The 20,778-nt window shown below is 41.4% G+C and carries 15 protein-coding genes and 1 tRNA gene; 6 read left to right on the plus strand and 10 right to left on the minus strand.

Translation table 11 applies throughout. The features are described from left to right. Nucleotides 1-194 precede the first annotated feature (194 nt). Genes ACFG4S_RS27315 through ACFG4S_RS27325 form a run of 3 tightly spaced genes read left to right on the plus strand, consistent with a single transcriptional unit; the run spans nucleotide 195 to nucleotide 1,926 of the window. The gene (locus tag ACFG4S_RS27315; protein WP_392536092.1) at nucleotides 195-410 is read left to right on the plus strand and encodes an aldehyde dehydrogenase family protein; all 216 of its coding nucleotides are present in this window, start codon (nucleotides 195-197) and stop codon (nucleotides 408-410) included. Nucleotides 411-446: 36 nt separating this feature from the next. After that, complete coding sequence (locus ACFG4S_RS27320) at nucleotides 447-1,646, plus strand: transporter substrate-binding domain-containing protein (protein WP_392532063.1); 1,200 nt, start codon at nucleotides 447-449, stop codon at nucleotides 1,644-1,646. Further along, nucleotides 1,630-1,926, plus strand: a complete 297-nt coding sequence (locus ACFG4S_RS27325; RefSeq protein WP_392532064.1) for a hypothetical protein — start codon at nucleotides 1,630-1,632, stop codon at nucleotides 1,924-1,926. Before ACFG4S_RS27320 ends, ACFG4S_RS27325 begins: the two co-directional genes overlap by 17 nt. Before the next feature lie 43 nt (nucleotides 1,927-1,969). Here ACFG4S_RS27325 and mazG read toward each other — a convergent pair whose 3' ends face one another. Both mazG and ACFG4S_RS27335 read right to left on the minus strand, forming a co-directional pair. Then, a complete protein-coding gene (mazG, locus tag ACFG4S_RS27330; RefSeq protein ID WP_392532065.1) occupies nucleotides 1,970-2,797 on the minus strand; it encodes a nucleoside triphosphate pyrophosphohydrolase in 828 nt (275 codons plus the stop codon). Beyond that, the gene (locus ACFG4S_RS27335) at nucleotides 2,787-3,428 is read right to left on the minus strand and encodes a metal-binding protein (RefSeq protein WP_392532066.1); all 642 of its coding nucleotides are present in this window, start codon (nucleotides 3,426-3,428) and stop codon (nucleotides 2,787-2,789) included. Before ACFG4S_RS27335 ends, mazG begins: the two co-directional genes overlap by 11 nt. A 112-nt stretch (nucleotides 3,429-3,540) precedes the next feature. Between ACFG4S_RS27335 and ACFG4S_RS27340 the strand changes: the two genes are divergently transcribed. Continuing rightward, nucleotides 3,541-3,613 (plus strand) — tRNA-Val (locus tag ACFG4S_RS27340). 185 nt (nucleotides 3,614-3,798) lie between these two features. Here the strand turns inward: ACFG4S_RS27340 and ACFG4S_RS27345 are convergent. The 6 genes from ACFG4S_RS27345 to ACFG4S_RS27370 all read right to left on the minus strand — a co-directional run bounded on the left by ACFG4S_RS27345 (nucleotide 3,799) and on the right by ACFG4S_RS27370 (nucleotide 12,916). After that, on the minus strand, nucleotides 3,799-4,044 hold the full coding sequence (locus ACFG4S_RS27345; protein WP_392532067.1) for a hypothetical protein: 246 nt from the start codon (nucleotides 4,042-4,044) through the stop codon (nucleotides 3,799-3,801). A 471-nt stretch (nucleotides 4,045-4,515) separates the two neighbouring features. Continuing rightward, nucleotides 4,516-5,760: a hypothetical protein gene (locus tag ACFG4S_RS27350; protein ID WP_392532068.1), complete on the minus strand. Its 1,245-nt coding sequence runs from the start codon at nucleotides 5,758-5,760 to the stop codon at nucleotides 4,516-4,518. 322 nt (nucleotides 5,761-6,082) lie between these two features. Beyond that, nucleotides 6,083-9,577: a DUF4912 domain-containing protein gene (locus tag ACFG4S_RS27355; RefSeq protein ID WP_392532069.1), complete on the minus strand. Its 3,495-nt coding sequence runs from the start codon at nucleotides 9,575-9,577 to the stop codon at nucleotides 6,083-6,085. Between the two features lie 539 nt (nucleotides 9,578-10,116). Then, nucleotides 10,117-11,235, minus strand: coding sequence for a precorrin-8X methylmutase (locus ACFG4S_RS27360; protein WP_392532070.1), 1,119 nt, complete (start codon nucleotides 11,233-11,235; stop codon nucleotides 10,117-10,119). Between the two features lie 3 nt (nucleotides 11,236-11,238). Beyond that, nucleotides 11,239-11,811, minus strand: coding sequence for a hypothetical protein (locus ACFG4S_RS27365; RefSeq protein WP_392532071.1), 573 nt, complete (start codon nucleotides 11,809-11,811; stop codon nucleotides 11,239-11,241). Then, complete coding sequence (locus ACFG4S_RS27370) at nucleotides 11,798-12,916, minus strand: AAA family ATPase (RefSeq protein WP_392532072.1); 1,119 nt, start codon at nucleotides 12,914-12,916, stop codon at nucleotides 11,798-11,800. The genes ACFG4S_RS27365 and ACFG4S_RS27370 overlap by 14 nt, the downstream gene beginning before the upstream one ends. Nucleotides 12,917-13,142: 226 nt before the next feature. Between ACFG4S_RS27370 and ACFG4S_RS27375 the strand changes: the two genes are divergently transcribed. Beyond that, complete coding sequence (locus ACFG4S_RS27375) at nucleotides 13,143-15,050, plus strand: heavy metal translocating P-type ATPase (protein WP_392532073.1); 1,908 nt, start codon at nucleotides 13,143-13,145, stop codon at nucleotides 15,048-15,050. A gap of 563 nt (nucleotides 15,051-15,613) precedes the next feature. Here the strand turns inward: ACFG4S_RS27375 and ACFG4S_RS27380 are convergent. Then, the gene (locus tag ACFG4S_RS27380; RefSeq protein WP_392532074.1) at nucleotides 15,614-17,320 is read right to left on the minus strand and encodes an iron uptake porin; all 1,707 of its coding nucleotides are present in this window, start codon (nucleotides 17,318-17,320) and stop codon (nucleotides 15,614-15,616) included. Nucleotides 17,321-17,660: 340 nt separating this feature from the next. Here ACFG4S_RS27380 and ACFG4S_RS27385 point away from each other — a divergent pair, with 340 nt between their 5' ends. After that, the gene (locus ACFG4S_RS27385) at nucleotides 17,661-20,021 is read left to right on the plus strand and encodes a hypothetical protein (protein ID WP_392532075.1); all 2,361 of its coding nucleotides are present in this window, start codon (nucleotides 17,661-17,663) and stop codon (nucleotides 20,019-20,021) included. A gap of 84 nt (nucleotides 20,022-20,105) precedes the next feature. Here the strand turns inward: ACFG4S_RS27385 and ACFG4S_RS27390 are convergent, their stop codons facing one another. Beyond that, entirely contained in the window at nucleotides 20,106-20,297 is a 192-nt protein-coding gene (locus tag ACFG4S_RS27390; RefSeq protein WP_392532076.1) for a hypothetical protein, read from the minus strand. Nucleotides 20,298-20,778 lie beyond the last annotated feature (481 nt).

Raw genomic sequence — 20,778 nt, forward strand, 5'->3', positions numbered from 1 at the left:
CAAAAAATATTCAAAATTTATAAAAGTATTTTGGGATTTTTTGTGTACCGTAATTACGAATTATTAATTATCAATTAGGAATTTTATAAGCTAATCGGCATTTAAGTTGCATAAAATCAGGGCTGAAGCCCTTAGTACAAGCGAATCATTCTGAAAAAATGAATGATGATTAGCTTATTATCTCTGGTGAAGTAATCTGCAAAGTCTCAGAAGCAGACGTCCCAGATGTAGAGAAAGCAGTACAAGCAGCCCATGCTGCCTTCACCTCTGGAGAATGGCGAAAAATATCTGCCACCCGTCGCGGCGAGTTACTTTACAAGCTAGCTGATTTAATTAAATTTTTTGCCCTTGAATTACGAATAGAGATTCGGGGGACAATCAATGTGATATTTGATATGGGGTGGGCATGATAAATAGACATTGCACACAATCCCAAGAAAATTCTGATGATAAATGCGATCGCTGTTAGATTTCGGCAAATTATAGCTTGTAGGAAAAGCACCATCACATATTTTGACAGACATTACCGCAAAAACCAAACCAGGCGTTCTTTAGCACTGTATACCTGCATAGGATTACTAGTCACAATTCTGGCACTATTATTAATAGCTTCCCCAGGACTAGCCCAAAAACCCCAAGCCCAACAACCTTTATTAGTAGCTACACGAGTCATACCGCCGTTTGTATTATCAGACAACGGTGAGCTATCGGGATTCAGTATCGACCTTTGGCGTAGCATCGCTAACCAAATAGGTCTAGAGTATAAATTTATTGAATATTCTACTGTGGCAGAACTGCTCTCCGGTATTCAGGACAAAAAAGCCGACTTGGGGATTGCAGCCATCTCAATTACAGCCGAACGCGAGCAGAATTTTGACTTCTCATTACCCATTTTTGCTGGGGGGCTGCAAATTATGGTGAGAAACGCAGACAGTAAGAACAGCGCCTTTCCAAATATTTTGCAATTGTTTTTCTCTGCCAGCCTCTTGCAGGTAATAGGCATTGCCCTGGTGCTAATTGTCGTAGCAGCTCACATTATTTGGTTATCTGAGCGGCATCACCAAGAAGGGCTGGTTCCTAAATCATACTTTCCTGGTATTTTTAAAGCTGGTTGGTGGGCAGCTGCCACATTAGCCACCCAAGCTGATGAAATGCCCAAGGGAGTACTAGGACGCCTAGTAGGTATTGTTTGGATGTTCATCGGAGTACTTTTCGTCGCCTACTTTACAGCCAGCGCTACCACTTCATTAACAGTGCAGCAACTTCAAGGTGATATCAAGGGTATAGACGATTTACCCGGTAAGGTAGTGGCCACAACTGCGGGTAGCACAGCAGCCAGATATCTAAAAGAACATCATATTTCAATTCTAGAAGTTCCTAAGATTGAGGAAGCTTACAATGCTCTGCAAACAAAAAAAGCTGACGCTGTGGTGTTTGATGCACCTGTACTCCTTTTCTATGCTGCCAATGAAGGCAAAGGTAAAGTACAGATTGTTGGCAGTATCTTGCGCGAAGAAAGTTATGGTATCGTTCTGCCTAATAACAGTTCCTACCGCAAATCAATTAATAAAGCCCTGCTGAGTATCAAAGAAAATGGCACTTATCAATCGCTATATGATAAGTGGTTTGATGCTGAAAAATTGTAAAAGTGAATTGGGAATTGGGGAATGGGGAGTAAGTACTAGGAAGTTTCAGGCTTTGAGCCTCGAAGTTGAGCCTTTGAACCTCGAAGTTGAGCCTTTGAACCTCGAAGTTGAGCCTTTGAGCCTCGAAGTTGAGCCTTTGAGCCTCGAAGTTGAGCCTTTGAGCCTCGAAGTTGAGCCTTTGAGCCTTGAAGTTGAGCCTTTGAGCCTCGAAGTTGAGCCTTTGAGCCTTGAAGTTGCGCCTTTGAGCCTCGAAGTTGAGCCTTTGAACTTGAAGCTTTAAGTTCTAACCCTACTTATTGCCCCAATATCCCATGTCCAATTCCCTATTCCCCACTTCCTTCTTGAGCAAGTTGAGCTTTTGCTTGTTGCCAAAGAGTTTCTAACTCATCCAAACTGTAATCACTAAGGGGACGGTCAACAACTGTTTCCATTTTTGCTAACCGTTGGATAAATCGCTGATTTGTGCCTTGCAAAGCAGCACTGGGGTCAAGGTTATGCCAACGGGCTAGCTGAATCACCGCAAATAGTAAATCGCCTAATTCTGCTTGTTGGCGTGCTGGAGTTTCTTCTGCCAAAGCCTGTTGAAACTCCGCCAATTCTTCATGAAATTTGTCCCAGACTCCCTCAATGTTTTCCCATTCAAACCCAACCGCAGCAGCTTTTTCAGATATCTTCATCGCCGCAGTTAATGGGGGAAGGGTGCGTCCGTAACGACTGAGTTTTGCACTGAGTTTTTGATTTTCTGGGGATGGTTCGCCTTTTTCCGCAGCTTTGATTTGTTCCCAGTTTTGCCGCACTTCATCCATACTTTGCACCGAGACATCACCAAACACATGGGGATGACGGCGAATTAACTTTTGGGAAATGCCTTGAGTTATTTCTTTGAGGGAAAATTGGCCAGATTCACTCGCAATTTGGGCTTGCAACACTACTTGTAATAATAAATCGCCCAACTCTTCAGCGATCGCACTTTTATCCCCACTTTTAATTGCATCCACCACCTCATAAGCTTCTTCGATGACATAGGGTGTCAAAGTTTCGGGAGTTTGTGCCAAATCCCAAGGACAACCACCATCAGGCGATCGCAATTTTGCTACTACTTCTATTAACTCCTGTAACGCAGTCAAAGTGTCAACTTTGTCATTTGTCATTTGTTATTTGTCCTTTGTCCTTTGCCGTTCTCCCGTTGCTCTTTCTGCTCACTGTTGCTCGACGACGAGGGCGAGTTGTAACTTTACGCTTCTTCATTTTGCCACTAGGAAGTAACCCACGAATCCCCTGTTTTTGAAAGCGCTTATATGCTGAACCCGTCCAATCGCTGAGAGAATGACTCATAGCACCGAGTTCTAAACCTAAGAACAAGGCAATATATTCAGTATGGTATTCCAACAGCGATCGCCCGATAGTTCCCCCTAAATCGTGCCAACTAAAACTAAAATTACAGAGCTTTTCGGCAATTACCAAAATAAAAATTGCCAAAATACCTAGCAAGCATCCCAGATAAATTACCCGCAGCATCGTACCAATAATCGGCCCGTGGGATAAAAAAGAACGATGACGCAGACTTTTTTGATAAGGTAACCAAATCCAACGCAAGAAACCCCAGCGTTGAAATTGGACAGAGTAAATATCTAAATCTGGGCCAAACATCAGCCCACCGAACAGAAACCCACATGCAACCAGCAAAGTCGCATTACTACTGCGAGTCTGCCAGAAAGTGACGCCCGCCACGAACGGCAGAGCATACATAGTAATGCGATCGTGCGTTCTACCAGAGGGCATTCTAAGTCTTGAGTAACTGAATACTGAGCCAGTATAAGAGAAAAAAAGATTTTCCCAAAACTACTAGCGCAACGCGAAATGTTTTGCTATATTAATAAAGAATTAGTCAATCGGGCGGTTAGCTCAGTTGGTAGAGCGCCTGCCTTACAAGCAGGATGTCATCAGTTCGAGTCTGGTACTGCCCATCAATGAAAATGCATATTCGCACATTAAATATGTGAATTTACCCATACTTTGCTGCAACGCCAAGCTTATGGTTCCAATAGTGGGCAGCAAAGTTATACTTCCAATTTTCCAGGTGTAGAAAAAGAAGCCAACTTACTCTGCCCTTTTAAGTTTAATAGCTTTACACTCCAATTTCACCTCGTGTTTAATTTAAAGCAGCACGAACCTGTTTGTAACGGAGATATCCAGGGTGAGTCATTATTTCAGACACACGAGCTTCTGAGGGGTATTCTCCTTGATTATGTAACTTAAGTAGAATCTGCTTAACTTCTTTGCAAGACTGCTGTATCTTTTCTGTGTGACATGCTTTACCATAACTAGGGTATTTCGCAGAAATGGCACGGCATAAATCTGGAAAGTCTATGCCGAACGACTCTAAAAATGACATCATTTTGGTTCAGTATCCCTTTTCAGATTTGTCCAGTTAAAAAGTTAGACCTGCTGTTGTTGTAGGTGCGCCACACGTTTCTCAAGACATTTTAATCACACTCTTGACGAGCAAAACTGGAGCATTGCTAGAAGGTGAGTTTATCTTGTCTGAATGATCAGCAGCAGGGCTAAACGCGGCTACAGCAGTCAAGAGAGGTTTATACACAGTGCATAAAAGCTTAGTTGTCAAAGTGATTGGCAAGTTAGCTGATGTTGATGCTGAACTTTTAGAGCAATCTTTGCGGTGTTGGTTGGGGTTGTGATATGAGCTTATGGCAGCATCGCAAGATTGAGAATTGAATGTTTATAAATAGAGCGATCGCTCACTCTTCCATAACAGGCGATCGCTATTTTTGTTAACTATTATTTCTTCAGGACAAAATTTCAAAGCTATCGCAGTGCTGAGGTCGATATAATCTAAAATCTCGCTGATCTAAAAAAAGTTAAACAGTGGTCCCCGCACCCCACTTACACCAGATACTTTCCCTGACTTAGTATTGGCTGCACAGCCTACGTAGTAGCCACCAGCAAAAGTTAAGCCTGTGTCAGTTTGCAAAAAGAAAGCACGATAGAGAACATCTAACTCTTCTTCTTGGATTGCCCCGGAATCATCAATAAAAGGTAATATTTGTTTTTGGTGTTCAATATGATTCTGCACTACCGCAAGGGTATGACTCGCACGAAGTTCGCGCACGAAGTTGATCCATTTTTGCGCTCTTTGATAAGACCCAACTTTAACACCTCTAGAACCATAAGACTGATCTGGTGTTAAAACTTTGAGAACAGACTTTTGACGTTCAGGAATTTCCTCGGTAATTTCAGACAGCAATTGGATTTCTGGAATAACTGTTCGGGCAATTTCCAGATTTAACCCAGCCTGTTCCCATATATTAGTTTGGCTAAAAATAGAGGCTAATCCTAACTTAGACATAAGAAGATCGGGATGAGGCTCTATCTCTATTTTACCTTCTACCCAAGACTGCAAAAGCAACTCTAGATTTGTTTTCAAAGGTGAATCGGATTCAGCTTCTATTTTCCAAGGGTCAAAGTAGCGGTGAAAATGAAGTTTCTCTTGCTGAAAAAATTCCGCCTTTAATTCACCCAATAGATGCACTTGGTCAGTTTTCCCAGACATTTCCTGCATAAAGAAGCAGGCATCGTAATAATCTAAATCTTTTTGAGTTAGCAGAAAATGAATATTGTCACAGATGTGAGTACGATATTGCTGAGCTAGGGTCGATTTACAACCCCATACTTTCTGAAAAAGAGTAATAATTCCCAAGCCACTAGGATTATGTTCGATTTCAAAGAGTTTGGGTATCCCTGCTACAGATGTGAAATCAACACGTACTAAACGGGGAATTTTTGCAGCACCTACCTGGTTTAACTGACTTTGAAGAGGCGTTTGATTAAAGGGCGGCCATATTTGCAGGCCTAATTCCCACGCTTTTGGCAGAGTATCAATCAAGTTTTGCAGAAAAGTTGTGATGGTGGCAATTTCACTATCAAGATACAAAGGTTTGATGCCAATGTTGAAGGAACAGTTACAATCTTCCTTGTATTTTTGAATAGGTTGGAATTTTTCGATAGTTTCCTGTTCAGATGTCAACACCGATCCTGTCTGCAATTCGAGTAACTCGAGAGGATTAATCGAAGTATATTTTTGTTCTGCTGTCATTTATACCTTGTTCTTAAATACACTGTTAAGCTGAGTCTAAATGGATTCAAGTATTTTTGTCTATCAGTTCTAAATCAAGCTATCAGAGCTACGGTGTACGCCAATACTGCGTAGGTTTTGGAATTTCTTGGTTGAGGCAAGCTGTTCTTGAGCAGTATTGCGGTGTACGCACAAATCTCTTGATCTGCACTTTTGCTGCATGGCCTGCAAAAATTAACTTATCTTACTTTACGCAGCAACTTTATAAATAATAAAATCCCCTCTAATCTGATTCTGCCCACTTAGGGGGAATCAAGTTAGAGGGGATAATTCAGGGTAATTGTTAGCTTTCGGAAGTTTCTTGAGAAAACTTCTTGTGGATAGTTTTAGTGGATTCCCCATCACTAGCTACTGTTATGAGATAGTCCATTGAACCGTCTGAAAAGGGAAGACGTAAGTGGAAAGTACCATCAGGTTTAATTTTGATGTTATTACCACCAATGGCTACGGTTGTATTTGGTTCAGTAGCTCCGTGAATAATCAACTCAGCATCAGCCACAAACCAGAAATCTCCGTGGGGACGACTGAAGACACGAATATTAGCTGAACGCGCTATGGTTAACCAACGATCGCCTTCGGCAACATAGCCAATTTCCGCCATGTAGTCTCGATCGCTCACCGGAATAGCTACAAAGCGATCGCTTGTTACTTCTTCACATTCATACTGTTGTACAAGCTGGGGATTTTGATAACTCAGGTCAATGCCAGTCACATCATACAGTCGCACTGCTAATTGAGAACCACCTTGTTCTCGCAGGGCTTGCTTGTTGGTTTCGGCAATGTACCATGAGACATAAGCCCATTTGGGAGTGCGGGGTGTCAGCACAATACTGCTTTCTGGTTCTGCATCTACTAAGCCATCAGCTGTTTCCCTCACCACAGGTAAATCTTCTACTGTGGGTTCTGGTGGAACAGGACTAAAAACACGCACAATTGCTGAACGAGCGATGAAAAACCAACGTTCGCCTTCAGCAAGATAGCCAATTTCTGCTATGTAGTCGCGATCGCTTAACGGAATATCGACAAAGCCCTTGCTTAGTATTTCTTCACTTTCGTACTGCTGTACAAGTTGGGGATTTTGATAACTCAGGTCTGTTTGTGTGACATCATACAGCCGCACTATCAATTGAAAGACGCCTTGTTGTCGCAGCGCTTGCTTCTGAGTTGGCGAAATTTCCCAGGAGACATCAGCTGATGTGTAACTCCGGGGTGTCAGTGTAATACTGCTTTGGTCTTCTGGATCTACTAAGCCATTAGCTGTTTCGCTCGCCACGGGTAAATCTTCCACGATGGGATCTGGCTTAACAGGACTAAAGAAACGCACAATTGCTGAACGAGCGATGAAAAACCAACTATCGCCTTCAGCAAGATAGCCAATTTCTGCTATGTAGTCGCGATCGCTTACTGGAATATCCACAAAGCCATCGTATGCTGTTTCCTCACATTCGTACTGCTGTACAAGCTGGGGATTTTGATAACTCAGGTCTATATGTGTGACATCATACAGCCGCACTATCAATTGCGAGTCGCCTTGTTGTCCTAGTGCTTGCTTGTGGGTTTCGGAAATCTCCCAAGAGAGATGAGCTGATGTAGAAGTGCGGGGTGTCAGGACAATACTGCTTTGCTCTTCTGCATCTCCCAAGCCAATAGGTGTTTCATCTGCGTTCCCTACATTGTTAAGGGTACTCGCCCAGGCTCCAATCCCTGCACCTGCTGCTAAAGCAGCAGCACCAGCATAGTTTGGCGATTCTTCCTCTCGCAAATTTTCAGTGGGTTCAGCTGCGTCTGCTACCACATTCAAGGCATCATCTTCTAGAAATTCTTCTGGGAGTGAAGTTGTTTCGATCGCAGGTAGTTCATCTAGATTCAAAGCATCATCTTCTAGAAATTCTTCTGGAAGTGAGACTGTTTCTACCGCAGGTAGTTCATCTGCTACCACCTCGCCGGACTCAGATAAGACTGTATCTTCAGTTGAGGTAATAGTCTCTAGCCACTCTAATTCTGCCTGAAGTTCCTCTTGGATTTCATCTTCGTTAACTTCGGTGTCCCAATACTCGAATTTAGATGTTGGTTTTGGCACATCTGGTAGTTCAGGTAGTGGGGTTGCTACATCAGATGAAAGCGGTTCTCTACCAGATGTTTCTTCTGAGAGATTAGCCAAGTGAGGATATGAAGTATTGACTACAGCCGCTGGGGCTTCTATATCCCATGCAGCTTCGCCGGACTCATGAGGATTTATCTCAGTATTACTACTTACTTCCGTTATGTCATCAGGAGCATCTGTTTCTGTTCCTTTGTTGGCAAACGCCGACCAAGTAGCCGCACCTATTCCTGTTGCGAGGGCAGCACCACCTGTTAAAGCTGAGGCTCCCAAGTTGTTTTCCGATCCATTAGCTACACTTGAGTTTGTGCTTTGAGAGTAGTTAGAAGTGCCATTGGTTGACTCTTGTAGGCTACCATTTTCTGGGAGATCGGATGATGTTTGATTATAAATGTGAAAAGGAGTGCGATCGGAGGTTTCCATTTCTGGGAATTCCGGTAGTAACTCCTCTTCAAGGGCAATACTAGAATTTGCTGTTTCTAGATTTCCTGTGTTGGGTGGATGGGGATTTACTTCTGGTAAGTTGTCTGTTTTTTCACTGAGTGATGGGCGTCTTCCCAGAAACCACCATAGTAAGCCTCCAGCTACACCAGCAACCAACAAAGGTAGGAGTAACCAAAATGGTGCTTCCCGCTTGACAATTGGGGGGTTTTCTGGAGCAGGAGCGACAAAGGGCTGTTGGCCAAATACAGAATTAGTTGCACTGGGGGAAGGGGTAGCAACTGGTGTTGTCTCTGCACTGGCAGAAGCCGTGGTAATAGGTTGTGATACGCTGGCGGCGATCGCCTCGGCTGAAGCAGTTATACCTTGTTCTACAGCTTGCTGTCCTGCTGGTGCAAGGGTAAAACCGAGAAAAGCTGCTGTACCTAAGCTGGGATTTTTTTTGTAGACGTAAACTAATGGTTGGGAAAAGGGATATTTGGCGTCGTCTGGCAAGGTTTGATGTAATTGCAGAATTCGCACACCTTGTAACTTAGATACCTCATTAGCTAAGACATAGCCGATCCCGTCTTTGCCCAGTTGTTTGATAACTTCGGCGGTATTATCGTCAGTGAGTTGAGTTGCATTAGAGCCTGTAGCAAACTTACCAGCTTTGAAGGCTGGATAATCCCGAAAAGTATTGCGAGTATCGCTCGTTTGGGGGCGATCGATGAACCGAATTTTACCGTTCACACCGCCCAGTTGTGACCAATTTGTAATTTGTCCCCGAAAAATCCGGGCAAATTGCCTACTAGTCAAACTTTGTTTGAAAGGATTATCCGCACCAACCACGATCGCAATTTTTTCCCGGTGCAAGCGGACTTGTTCTAGTCCTAAGGCTTTTTCTGCTGGCTTTAAACCCCGACCGATTGCTGCTATGTCGATTTTCCCATCTAGTAATTCTCTCAGTGCATTCTCAGTACCATTAGCAGCAATTTCCACTTTTGTGCCCGAAAACTGTTTTTCAAAATTTGCTTTCAGGCTTTGGTTGATTCCAGTTAAGCTGCTTGAACCATTAATCTTTACTGTGGTTCCCTTTTCCACTGTTTGCGGCAGTGGAAAAGAAGGAGTTTCAGGTGCAGATTGTGCCACTATCGGTACTGATGCCACCAAAGTTGCAGCCATTGGAGTTGTAGCCAAGGCAACCCATAATACCAGCTTGACTATTGAAGTATCTTTTTTCTCTTGTTGCCACATATGCCCCTTATTAAAGTAAAAATAGAAAGCTTGCCATTCCCAACTCGCTATCCTTTTCAGGATTATGGAGGAGACGCGCTAATTATACATCTGAGTTATCTTTAGTTCTAATTCCTTTAATGTACCTGTATCGATATATACTTTGATAGAGCTTGTGTTGCATGATAATTTATACTTTAGTTGTCAGAGTCTGTTTACTATAAATTTTTCTAATTTATATTGCAACTTATACCAACTTGGTAGCTTATCGTGACAATTATGAATTATTGAATTACTAAAATTGGTAAAGTGTAGCAAATTCAATATTATTTAACAATTATGACTTAAGTAAGTCAGCGCAATTCAAGCTAACTGCTAAAGGCTATCATTTTTTATTGGTAAGGGTTTTCAGCCTGTTGATGTTTTGTAACATAATTTTGTTTAGGGACTTCCAGAAATTAAATTATTCAATTTTGGCAGCCAAGACCATCGCCTGTGTCCCCTGTTAGCCAAAGCGATGGGATATTTTTTAGAGTTAGAAGTTTCTTATTTTTGATAAATTACTTAGTTGTATCTTTGAGATAACAATGACAATCAGGTTTATCAATTAGTGACTCCACCAAAGCATTTAGGGTAGTTGCAGCTAAAGCGCCACCGCCCAAAGTTCCTTCAACTGTAATAAAAGGTATGCCTTGTTGCATTAGTTGTCGTTTAGCAGCAGGAGCATGGCTAAAGCCAATGGGCATTCCAATGACTAATGCAGGGTGAATTTTTTGGTTGGCCATCGCAATTAATGCTTCTAGAAGCACTGAGGGAGCATAACCAATTACTAGCACGCAACCCTGAGTTACTTGTTGTAATTTTTCGCGCCATTCTTGCTGCTGCCAAAACGCGATTTCTGCCTCTGTGGCAGTGGTAATATGGGGATTATCAATTAAAGTTTCAATGCGGCATCCTAAGTGAAATAATCGAGTTCCATCCAAAGCAGCAGCAATCGTTTGGGTATCGACAACAATTTGACACTTTGAAGATAAGGCTTTTCGACTAGCTGCGATCGCATCTCGACTCAATTTAATAAAGGATACTAAACTCACATCGCCACAAGCCAAAACCAACTGAGAAATTAAGTGTTGTTCAATTTCCGAACGATCGGACAAATCAGGTAGTAAGCGTTGTAGCGATTCGGTAAAAGCTTCTGAATGGGTATGAATTTCAGTATCTAACCCACTCCAGAGATTTTCCAATCCCCCCAATCCGGCTTGAGTTTCGACATCAAGTAACTTCAGTTGCGCCAAAACTTCCGCTTGGATAATTTGACAATGGCGATCGCGCCCCAATAATCCTTCTAATGCTGATGCTGTTTGTCGCAATTGAGAAATTTGTTGCATCACCGCGCGATATTGCTGCTGGAGTTGTCCCATGAGGTTAACCGTTGTATCGGCTTCTGGTTCCACCTCCAAAATATTGCGGATGTGGTTTAGCTGAAATCCTTGCTGCTTCAGTGCGACAATCCGTTGCAACCGGAGAATATCTTTTTGGGTATAGAGACGGTAATTGCTGCGCGATCGCACTGGTTGCGGCAGCAGTCCCAATTGATGGTAATGTCGCACCATTCGCGGAGTTAAACCACCGCCTACTGCATCAGTGAGTTCTTTAATAGTTAAGCAACCAGCATTCATGATTTACTCCAACAAGGGCAAAATTCTTTGTAACTCTTCACACGCAGCCTGAAGAGATGGCGGCGCATTTTCATCTAAACTCCCTTGAGAACACTGGTTTGCTAATTGTTCAACACCAGGTTTACAAATTGCCTCATTTTTAGGGAATTTTGGATATTTGGATTTTTCTGCTTCTTCTTCAACAACTTCTCCTGTTCGTAAATAATGTATCCAAGTTTCGATATTTCTTTTTGGCACGAAGATTGCTATTTTCTCATCAGGCTGACGAAGTTCCTGTGAATTTTCTATCAGTGCATTATCTAATTCTTTCAGTGTTGCCTTTACTGTTTCGGTATCTGCATCAATCAACACTACTAGCATTCCTGAACGATAGTTTTTTCGTCGGTATTCTTTAACCTCTGCTGCATAATGCTTTCTAACAAACTGCTCTCCTGCACCTTTACCTGTTGGAGAAGTCCTAATTGTGACGTTTTTTGGAGCTATATTAAAGCCTCGCTTTTTCAAAAAATGATATGCAAAAACTTGCTGTTGTAGATCCTCACACAAAATTACTATCTGTACTCTATTCTGGGTCATAGAGCCAGCCCCGTGCAATCAGTTCTGAAATTGGTAATCCTGAATTTTCAGCTTCTTGATTACTAATTGGTTTTACTCGTACAGGTGAATTACTTTGACGTTCAAACCAATAACCTATAGGTGAAGCTAGAAGATAATTAATTAATACAGGATGATGGGAAATTAGTAAAGCTTGTATTTTTCCGTCAATACAAAAATCATAAAGTTGAATTAGCCAAGGTTGAATTTCTGGCAGAGCTAAAAAACTTTCCGGCTCATCAATACACAACGTGTAATCTTCAGACTGAGTGCAATATATTAATGTATACAGAGCAATTAATACTTTTTGTCCATCAGAGAGTTCATTAAAGTAATAATCAATAATATTTGCCCGATTTTCAATAGATGCAAATCGTAATTTTAAAGTTGTATAGCCTACGCCGAACTGGTCAAATTTAAAACTAATAAAACCGTCTAAAATATTTTTTAAAACATTTATTAGTTCAGCTACCTTACCCTGGTCATGGGAAATATAACGATACCAAGAAATAAAATTTTCCAACTTAGGACTCAATTGTACTTCTTCTCTTTCACTCCCATTAATTATCATACTAGGAATAATTTGTACAATAATAAATCGCTCCATTCTCTGTTTGAACCAGGTCAGCTTTGTGATATCATTATTTGCCAGAAATAGAGGTAGTATGGACTGAGACCAATTAAAAGGATATTTCGGCCCGACTGAATAATTGTCATAAAAAATTTGAACTTCGCCTCTCTCAAACTTCAATAAAGGTTGGTTATCAAACCACAAACGTTCATATTGTACATGGCGATCTTCTATATTGTGTTCAATAGCAAGTTCATATTTATAATTGCCATCATTTCCGTCAATTTCTATTTCAAAACGCTGAATTGGTAAAGTTTGCCAGCGAGTGCAATCAAAAATTGGGAAAAGTCCTTCTACCTTAGCTGCGCCATTTACAAAAAGTTGAATTCTCCGCAAGACTTCAAAAACAGTTGATTTACCTGCTCCATTACCACCAAGAAACAGGTTAATCGAGTCAAAGTTCATCTCGAAATTTACCAAGCCGCGAAAGTTATCAATATAAATTCGCTTTAGCATAGATTTTTTCCTACTAGTGCAATTTTAAACGTAACAGTTAAATAGTCTCATTTACCCACATCCAGCTTTTGAAAAACGCTCCCAGAACCCAGATAAAAATTTAACTCTGCGTACCTACCCTGCGGGAAGGCGAAGCGCCCCTCTGCGTTTCAAAATCATTATAAACCTTGACATTAACATTAATGTCAAGGTTTAGCCTGAGAGAGTCCTTGTTAATTCACCTCTCATGCTCTACCCCCAACGTTTGAGCCAATTCACCAGAGAACACGCAGATACCGTAGCAGCCGTTTTATGTGGCTTATTGTTATTTCTTGGATGGTTCGCCTTGCATCTCGGTTGGTTGGGATTGGCGTTCCTGCTGCTACCCGCCGCTTATGTAATTGGCGGTTATGAAAGTGCGCGGGAAGGATTGACTACCCTTTTCAAAGAAAAAGAACTTGATGTAGATTTGCTGATGATTGTGGCAGCAATTGGTGCTGCTAGCCTCGGCTTATGGCGAAGAGAATATCAGCTAATTATTGATGGGGCAATTTTGATTTTGATCTTTGCCATCAGTGGCGCATTAGAAGGCTATGCAATGGCGCGAACTGAGCGGAGTATCCGCAGTTTGATGAGCCTGACACCAGATACAGCAAGGGTTTTACTTCAAGGAAGAGAAGAGGAAATTCCTATCAGTCAGCTAAAACTGGGTGATGAGATTGTTGTCAAACCTGGAGAGCTAATTCCTACTGATGGGATAATTTTATCTGGTTACAGCACCCTCAATCAAGCTGCAATTACAGGTGAGTCTTTACCTGTAGAGAAAACAGTGGGCGCAGAAGTATTTGCCGGTACACTCAACGGCTATGGTGCATTGCAGATTAAGGTACACAAACCAGCTCAAAGCAGTTTGATTCAGCGTGTGATTCGCTTAGTAGAACAAGCGCAGACAGAAGCACCTCCTTCCCAAGAGTTTATCGATCGCTTTGAGAAAGGATATGCAAAAATCATTGTAGTAGCCGGAATATTGCTGGCAACTTTACCGCCATTTCTTTGGGCTTGGGACTGGGAAACTACCATTTATCGCGCTCTTACTTTCCTTGTGGTGGCTTCTCCCTGTGCGCTGATGGCGGCAATTATGCCCACCCTGCTTTCAGGAATCGCCAATGGTGCAAGACAGGGGATTTTGTTTAAAAATGGGGCGCAGTTGGAGAAAATTGGCAAAGTCCGAGCGATCGCATTTGATAAAACTGGTACTCTCACAACAGGACAGTTGCAGGTATTGCAGGTAATTTACGCTAGTAAATACACTAGATATGATGTATTAAAAACTGCTGCTAGTGTAGAATCTTCTTCCGAACATCCAATTGGTAAGGCAATTGTACAGGCGGCTAGTGATTTAAATTGGGTTGCTGCAATCCAAGTACAAGCCATACCGGGACAGGGAATTGTCGGAATTACCCAAGAACAAAAAATAATTGTCGGGAATGCCGTTTTTGTACAACAGTATGTGACAAATTTACCTGAAGACATGCGAGAAATAGTTCAATCTTGGGAGCAAGAGGGTAAAACTGTGGTTTGGGTAGCACGGGGTGCAGAGGTGATGGGTATAATTGCGATCGCAGATGAAGTCAGAGCGCAAGCAGCCGTAACCATCAGCCGATTAAAGAAGCTGGGAATTGAACAAATTGTCATGTTAACCGGGGATAATGAAGAAACTGCTCGTAGTGTCGCCAAAGCAATCGGAATCGATCGGGTATATGCCCAACTTCTACCAGAAGATAAGCTACATGTTATTCGTCGTTTACAGCAAAAGTATCAGACAGTAGCAATGGTGGGTGATGGAATCAATGATGCGCCAGCTTTAGCACAAGCATCTGTGGGCATAGCGATGGGAGTGTCTGGTAGCGATGTAGCATTAGAAACCGCAGATATCGTACTCATGGCAGATAGGTTAGAAAAAATCGCCGTGGCGATACATTTGGGGAGGCGATCGCAATTCATAGTCAAACAAAATATAGTTGTAGCATTGGGTTTTATTATGTTGCTTTTGGTGGGCAACTTTTTAGGAAATATTAACTTACCCATTGGCGTAATTGGCCATGAAGGTTCCACAGTATTAGTTACCCTCAGTGGTCTAAGATTGCTCAAATAAACCACTCTTCTCTCTGTGTTCTCTGCACCTCTGCGGTTCGTTACAGCAATTTACTTAGCACAACTAGTTTTCTGTGATAAGTACTGAATAACCATAAGTATTTGGCAATTTGGCAATTTATTTTTATAGTATTTTGATATATTCCAGGAATTACCAAGATGTTTTTACTTATTATACAAAGGACGGGCTAACGCTCGTCTTTTTTATTACTATTTGGCATTTACGTATTAAATCTCAATCTATAGCAAGATAGGACACCTATTTAATTTTTGAAAAAACTCGCTACGGAGATATTCCCTATATTCTGCTATTGCCTCTATACTATGGGAGAAAAATTTTCTATTTCAAGTATTCAGGGATACTAGAGCAGTGTTGTATCAGGTTTCAGGATATTTGCACACTTCCTATAGGAAGATGACCTATGAATATAATAATGAGTAAATTAATTCGGGATGTTGTTATGCACTGGATTTATATATAGGTTTGGCTCCGCGCCAAACCTTTTTTATATCTCTTAAAAATAGGCATTGTCAAAATTGAGGCATTCTTCTGTGAAACTAAAACTAAAAAGTAAAAGTACTCCGCAGAATGCCAATGGTAACAGAGTCATTATTTGGTGTGTTACCAGGCTCGAATATCTGAATAATTCCTGGTGTAATGCTGATGTTATCTGATAGCTGAAAACGATAAAATGCTTCAATTTGTGTAGTTGTACCTGGTTGTCCCCCTGCACGTCCTAAACCAGTATTGATAAAATCAGGGACATTATTCCCTACAGGTAGATTGCTACTAGTGATTTTAGGAGGTTGTCCAATATAAATTCCACCTAAATTTCCCTTGGCAAATAAATCAGGGAAATTTAAAAACACCATATAATTTGTTGTCTCGACATTTCCCGATTGTCCAGGAATATAAGATTTAGTATAACCACCCCATGCACCTGCGTTAATGCGGGGTGAAATTTGCCAAGTTACAGTCGCACCCACAGCGTTAGTTTGCAGTGGTGCTGATTTTCCAGTAGTTGCGTTAACCGCAGTTAAGCATTCATCGCCAATAAAAGTTAGTAAACAACCATCCGAAGAGTAATTATTAACGTAATACAAACTCAAATCAAGAGTATCAGTTGGTGTTACCAATAATTGCACACCTGTAGTGGTATTTCCATCAAATAAACCGCTACCTTTACTGGGATTTCCTGGTTTATAACTAGTATAAATTGCTTGCAAACTAGCGCGTTTAGCAAATTGCCAATCAATAGCTATACCTCCATGACCGTATCCTATATCTAAAATTGGGTTTCTTTGGGTAAAGTAAGACAGCGGACCTGTTGCAGCACTTTCTACCCGGTTAGGGCCTCGGAAAGCAGTTGTCATACTTACACCTTCTGTTCCCACCATCACTGCTAATTTATCAGTGACCAGCCAATGAAAATTTAGGTCACTGACAATCAAGTTATCTGTAGGAAATTCGTAGCCAAGTAAAACATCATTCCGAGAAACGCTATTAGTAAATCTCGGCGTACTTTTTCCATTACCATCTAAAAGCCCAGTAAATAAGTAACTACGGGGAGTAATTTGACTAGTTAAATACAGTTGTGCCAAAGACATAACATTAATGTTTGTCCCTGCATCATCTGTATCTCTTTGTCCATCTCTAGGATTAACATCACCACGATTTTTAGTCCGTCCTTGAATGCCAACTATCAGTAATCCGCTAAGTTTAGTTGTTGTTGAAAATTGGTTAGCTTCGATTTCGGCAGTTCTAGGTTCTAAACTATCAACACGACCCTTTAAAGTTGCTAATTCAGCAGGAAATTCTGACTGTAACTTTTGTAATACTGCTAAATCTTCACGGGTAACTAAATCACTCGTGCCTGTAATGATTAACTCGTTAATTCTATCTAAACAGGCATTCACACCAGCAGCAAATTCATACCGAGTTAAGGCGCGATTACCGCGATAGTTGCTATCTGGATAACCTGCGATACAACCATAGCGTTCCACCAAAGACTGTAATGCACCAAATGCCCAATCTGTAGGTTGTACGTCTTTGAGTTGAGAAACCGATGTGACTTGCGCCATCGGGTCTGCTGGGAGGAGTGATGAGGGTGATGGGGGTATAGTATCGCTCTTAACTTCTGTTAGCGCAGTAGGGCGTAGGCCATTTTGACTACTGAATTCTGACTCCTGAGTACTTTTTATATCCGTGGGAATAGCGATCGCTTTTTGTACAAATCCATTGACTCCCGCAACTAGTAACCATGCGAGCATCCAGATTTTGCGATGGCTGCGGCTAATAAGTCTACCTTTCAACTTTTTACACTCTGCTCACATACTTAAGCGAAGAGTGTATTCGCTATTCTCTGATGTTCACATGCGTAAATTTACGGTTTTTGTAGAAAATTAGACATAATCCTTCTGGGCAAGTTGATAAAGGGCGAGTATAACTATTAGGGAATGGGGTATGGGGAATGGGGCATGGTGAAGATGAAGGGACAAAGAAATAAACAAAACTCCTCACTTTTAACTCAGCATGGGCTAAACGCCCTGCTATCCATGTACAGCACTCTTTTGCCCAATGCCCCATACTCAATATGATTAAAAAAATAATATGGCAAATCGCTCACGGAAGTTGAGGCCAAAAACTTCTAAACTAAATCAACCTCATACAGGGGTGACGCAACGCGTTGCTAAAGAAGACCAGAAAAAACCAAAATGGGGAAGTTGGCTGTCGTCAACGCTAGCGATCGCAATTCTCTTGAGTAGTGCTAGTTTAATTATGGTTTTTGCCTGGATTAGTATTCTCTTCATTTTCAATCCAGATCAAGTAAGCTGGCTCAATAAAATTTTACCTGCATGGGCACAAATTCCCTTGGGTAAATACGAACGCCCGCAAACCCTTAAACAAATCAAACTCAATTTAAGTCAAAAAAAGCAGATAGTCGGCAAAATTCTGCCTTTGTATCAAGATACTGAAAACTCGTTTTTACTGCCAGTTTTTCAGGAACGTGCTAATTGTGAATCTAATTGTCAAAAACTTGTTGAACTTAGGGTTTATCAGCGGTCAAAAGAGTTAGAGTTTAAATCTGAGTCGGAAAAATACTACTATTTAGAAGCTGAATTACCCATAACTGGACCAGAAGAATCTTTTGTCACTTCTCCCTTGGTTGATGCAACATTAGAATCCCAAGATATCAGTATTCCTCTACCTTTAAATAAAGTAGAACGTTTTGATGGCCAAACGCCATCATCAGGGGTTTGGTTTGATTTGCGGGGTCAACGGGAACAAGGAACTGGTGCCATCGCTTACGGCCATATCGTATATTACAATCCAGAACGCACCAATTTACAACAGATGTTGTCTTGGACTAGTCCCAGTGGTCAATTGCCCAAATGGCAGCAGGTGACTGGTGATGCGACAAAAGAGTTAATAGTCGATAAAACAATAGGCTTAGAACCCCACTTCGATATTTACCAAGTCAAGCCTCTGAAGTTATTCCTCAAACCAATTCAATTGGAGGCGATTGACCTCAAATTACCAGTTTTCAATGATTCTGGATATCAAAATGCCTTGTCAATTGCCCGTAGTGGACTGTGGACACCTGCTTTTGAATGGTTAAAGTTCATCAAAAAACAGCACAAAGGCGTTTTACCAGAGGTGGCGCAAGCGCAAATGGATGCAATTCGCTTGCACTCCCAAATTACTAAATCCCAAGCCCAGAAAATTTGGGCTAGTCCTAGTCAACAAGTCCTGGCAGATTTAATTGATGGCCGCTGGGGAAAAGCTTTAGAGGTGTTTGAAGCATCGCCTCATAATGTCCAAGAAATTACTACTTTACTGAAAGCGGATGAAAAACGCTTGTGGAATCGCACAGCAGCGGCGTTACGGGTGAACCCAAATAGACAAGAGGTGCAAGCTTGGTTTGCTTTGATTTTAGCAGTTCAACGGGGAAAAGAAGCTGCTAATTCTTGGTTGAACGCACAACCAAAAATTACAAAGGATCGTCTTGCTTATATTCAAGGTCTGATAGCAAAACTCAATAGCGAGGCTACAAAGTCCCAAATATCATCTAATCACCCTAGTCAGATTGTTGGTACAGTAGAACCAATTACTCAAGTTACTAGCAGCGACTGGGTACAACCAGATACCACAGCAGAACTGAAACTTACTGATAATCAAGTTTGGTATCAGGTGGAAGTGACTGCATTTCATGATGGAAAACGTTGGCTAAATTTTCCTTTTGACAATTTGAATCCACCCAAAACTTCAAGAGGGAAATTTTTTTGGGAAACCTTGGGAATTAGTTCTGACCCGGAAATGCAAATAGTGGTCTGGCTGCCAAACGGAGAACAGAAAACTACTACAGCCACTATCAAAGCAGTGCAACTACAAGATAAAGTTTTGCGCTTGTTAATTACTGGATCAAAAATTCCGAATAATCAAAACGATGTTCTCCAACCCAAACCTTTAGCGCTGACAAATGCAGCACTGGAGTGGGTGCAACCATTTCCCATCACTCTACAAGAACTGTACGAACAAAATCCATCAGGGGTCAAAGTAATGCTATCGAGTCTGTGGGAATCTTTACAAAAATCCGGCGAGGTTACGCCTGGTGGTATTCCTAGTTTTGACAAGATGCAGGAAAAGTTAGGTAATTGGCCTGTTCAAGTGATTGATTTAACAAATAATGGTAAGCCAGAAATAGTACTCACTATTTCAGCAACAACAATCGCATCCTTGAAACAGCCTACAGGGGGAATTGGGCAGGAAAACACAAACCAATCACCCGACCGCACCATAATTTTGTCTGATAGCGATGAAGTAATTTATACAGATTTTCAAGAAAACTCCCACCAAAAATTATCTGCGATCGCCAGGCTTTCAGGGGTGCAATCCTTAGCTTTACTGGTAGAAAATGCTGATAAATATAGTCTGAAGCGCTGGTCAGACAAAAATCAGCGGTTTGAATAGGATGCACCTTAGCAAAATTTAGCTTGAACTATGTGCTGGCGTAGGCATAACCCGTCGTAGACATCGCCGATCCCGAAAACAGACTTATTGTTCTTGGTTCCTAGCAGCTATACGTTGGTGCTTCAGGTTTTCCAACTGCTGCAACAGGGAGTCTACCTCAGCTTGTAAATGCATAAATTTAGCTTGCTGGTCGTCTTGATAATAAGACTTGGTTAGCTTCTTAGCCCAACTAGTTTGGGACTCGCGATCGGAAACATTGTATAAACAAGTAGCCATCGTTAATTAAATCCGAATGTTAAACTCACACCATAGACATATTATAATAAGCTTATTTTAAGCTTTATTAAAATATTGTGTATTTTGAATTACTTAGTCTAATGTGTTTTAGGTTCGGTCATAAGAGACGATCATAGTAATGACTCTGTTCCAGAAAAAACATTAGATTGGGCATTGGGTGTGATGCATTGGGCACAAAAGAAAGACTGACTGTAAATTCGCCTCATCTCTACTACTCCCGATTCCCTGTTTTATTAAGACAGATCGTCGTAGTGGTTATGATAGACTGACATTCTAAATAAAATAAAAATAGCAAGTTAAGACGGTTGCACCACAAAAAATAATATTCTGAATAATATTCTCTTAGAATTCAGGGACTGGAAACTGGGAGTTGGCAGAGATAATTTACTTTCCTCTTTTTGCCCATTCTGCATTTTCTAATCCCGCTCTGATTAAATATCCGATCCCTAATTAAGAAATT

The sequence above is a fragment of the Nostoc sp. C117 genome, from assembly GCF_043099735.1.
GTDB lineage: Bacteria > Cyanobacteriota > Cyanobacteriia > Cyanobacteriales > Nostocaceae > Nostoc.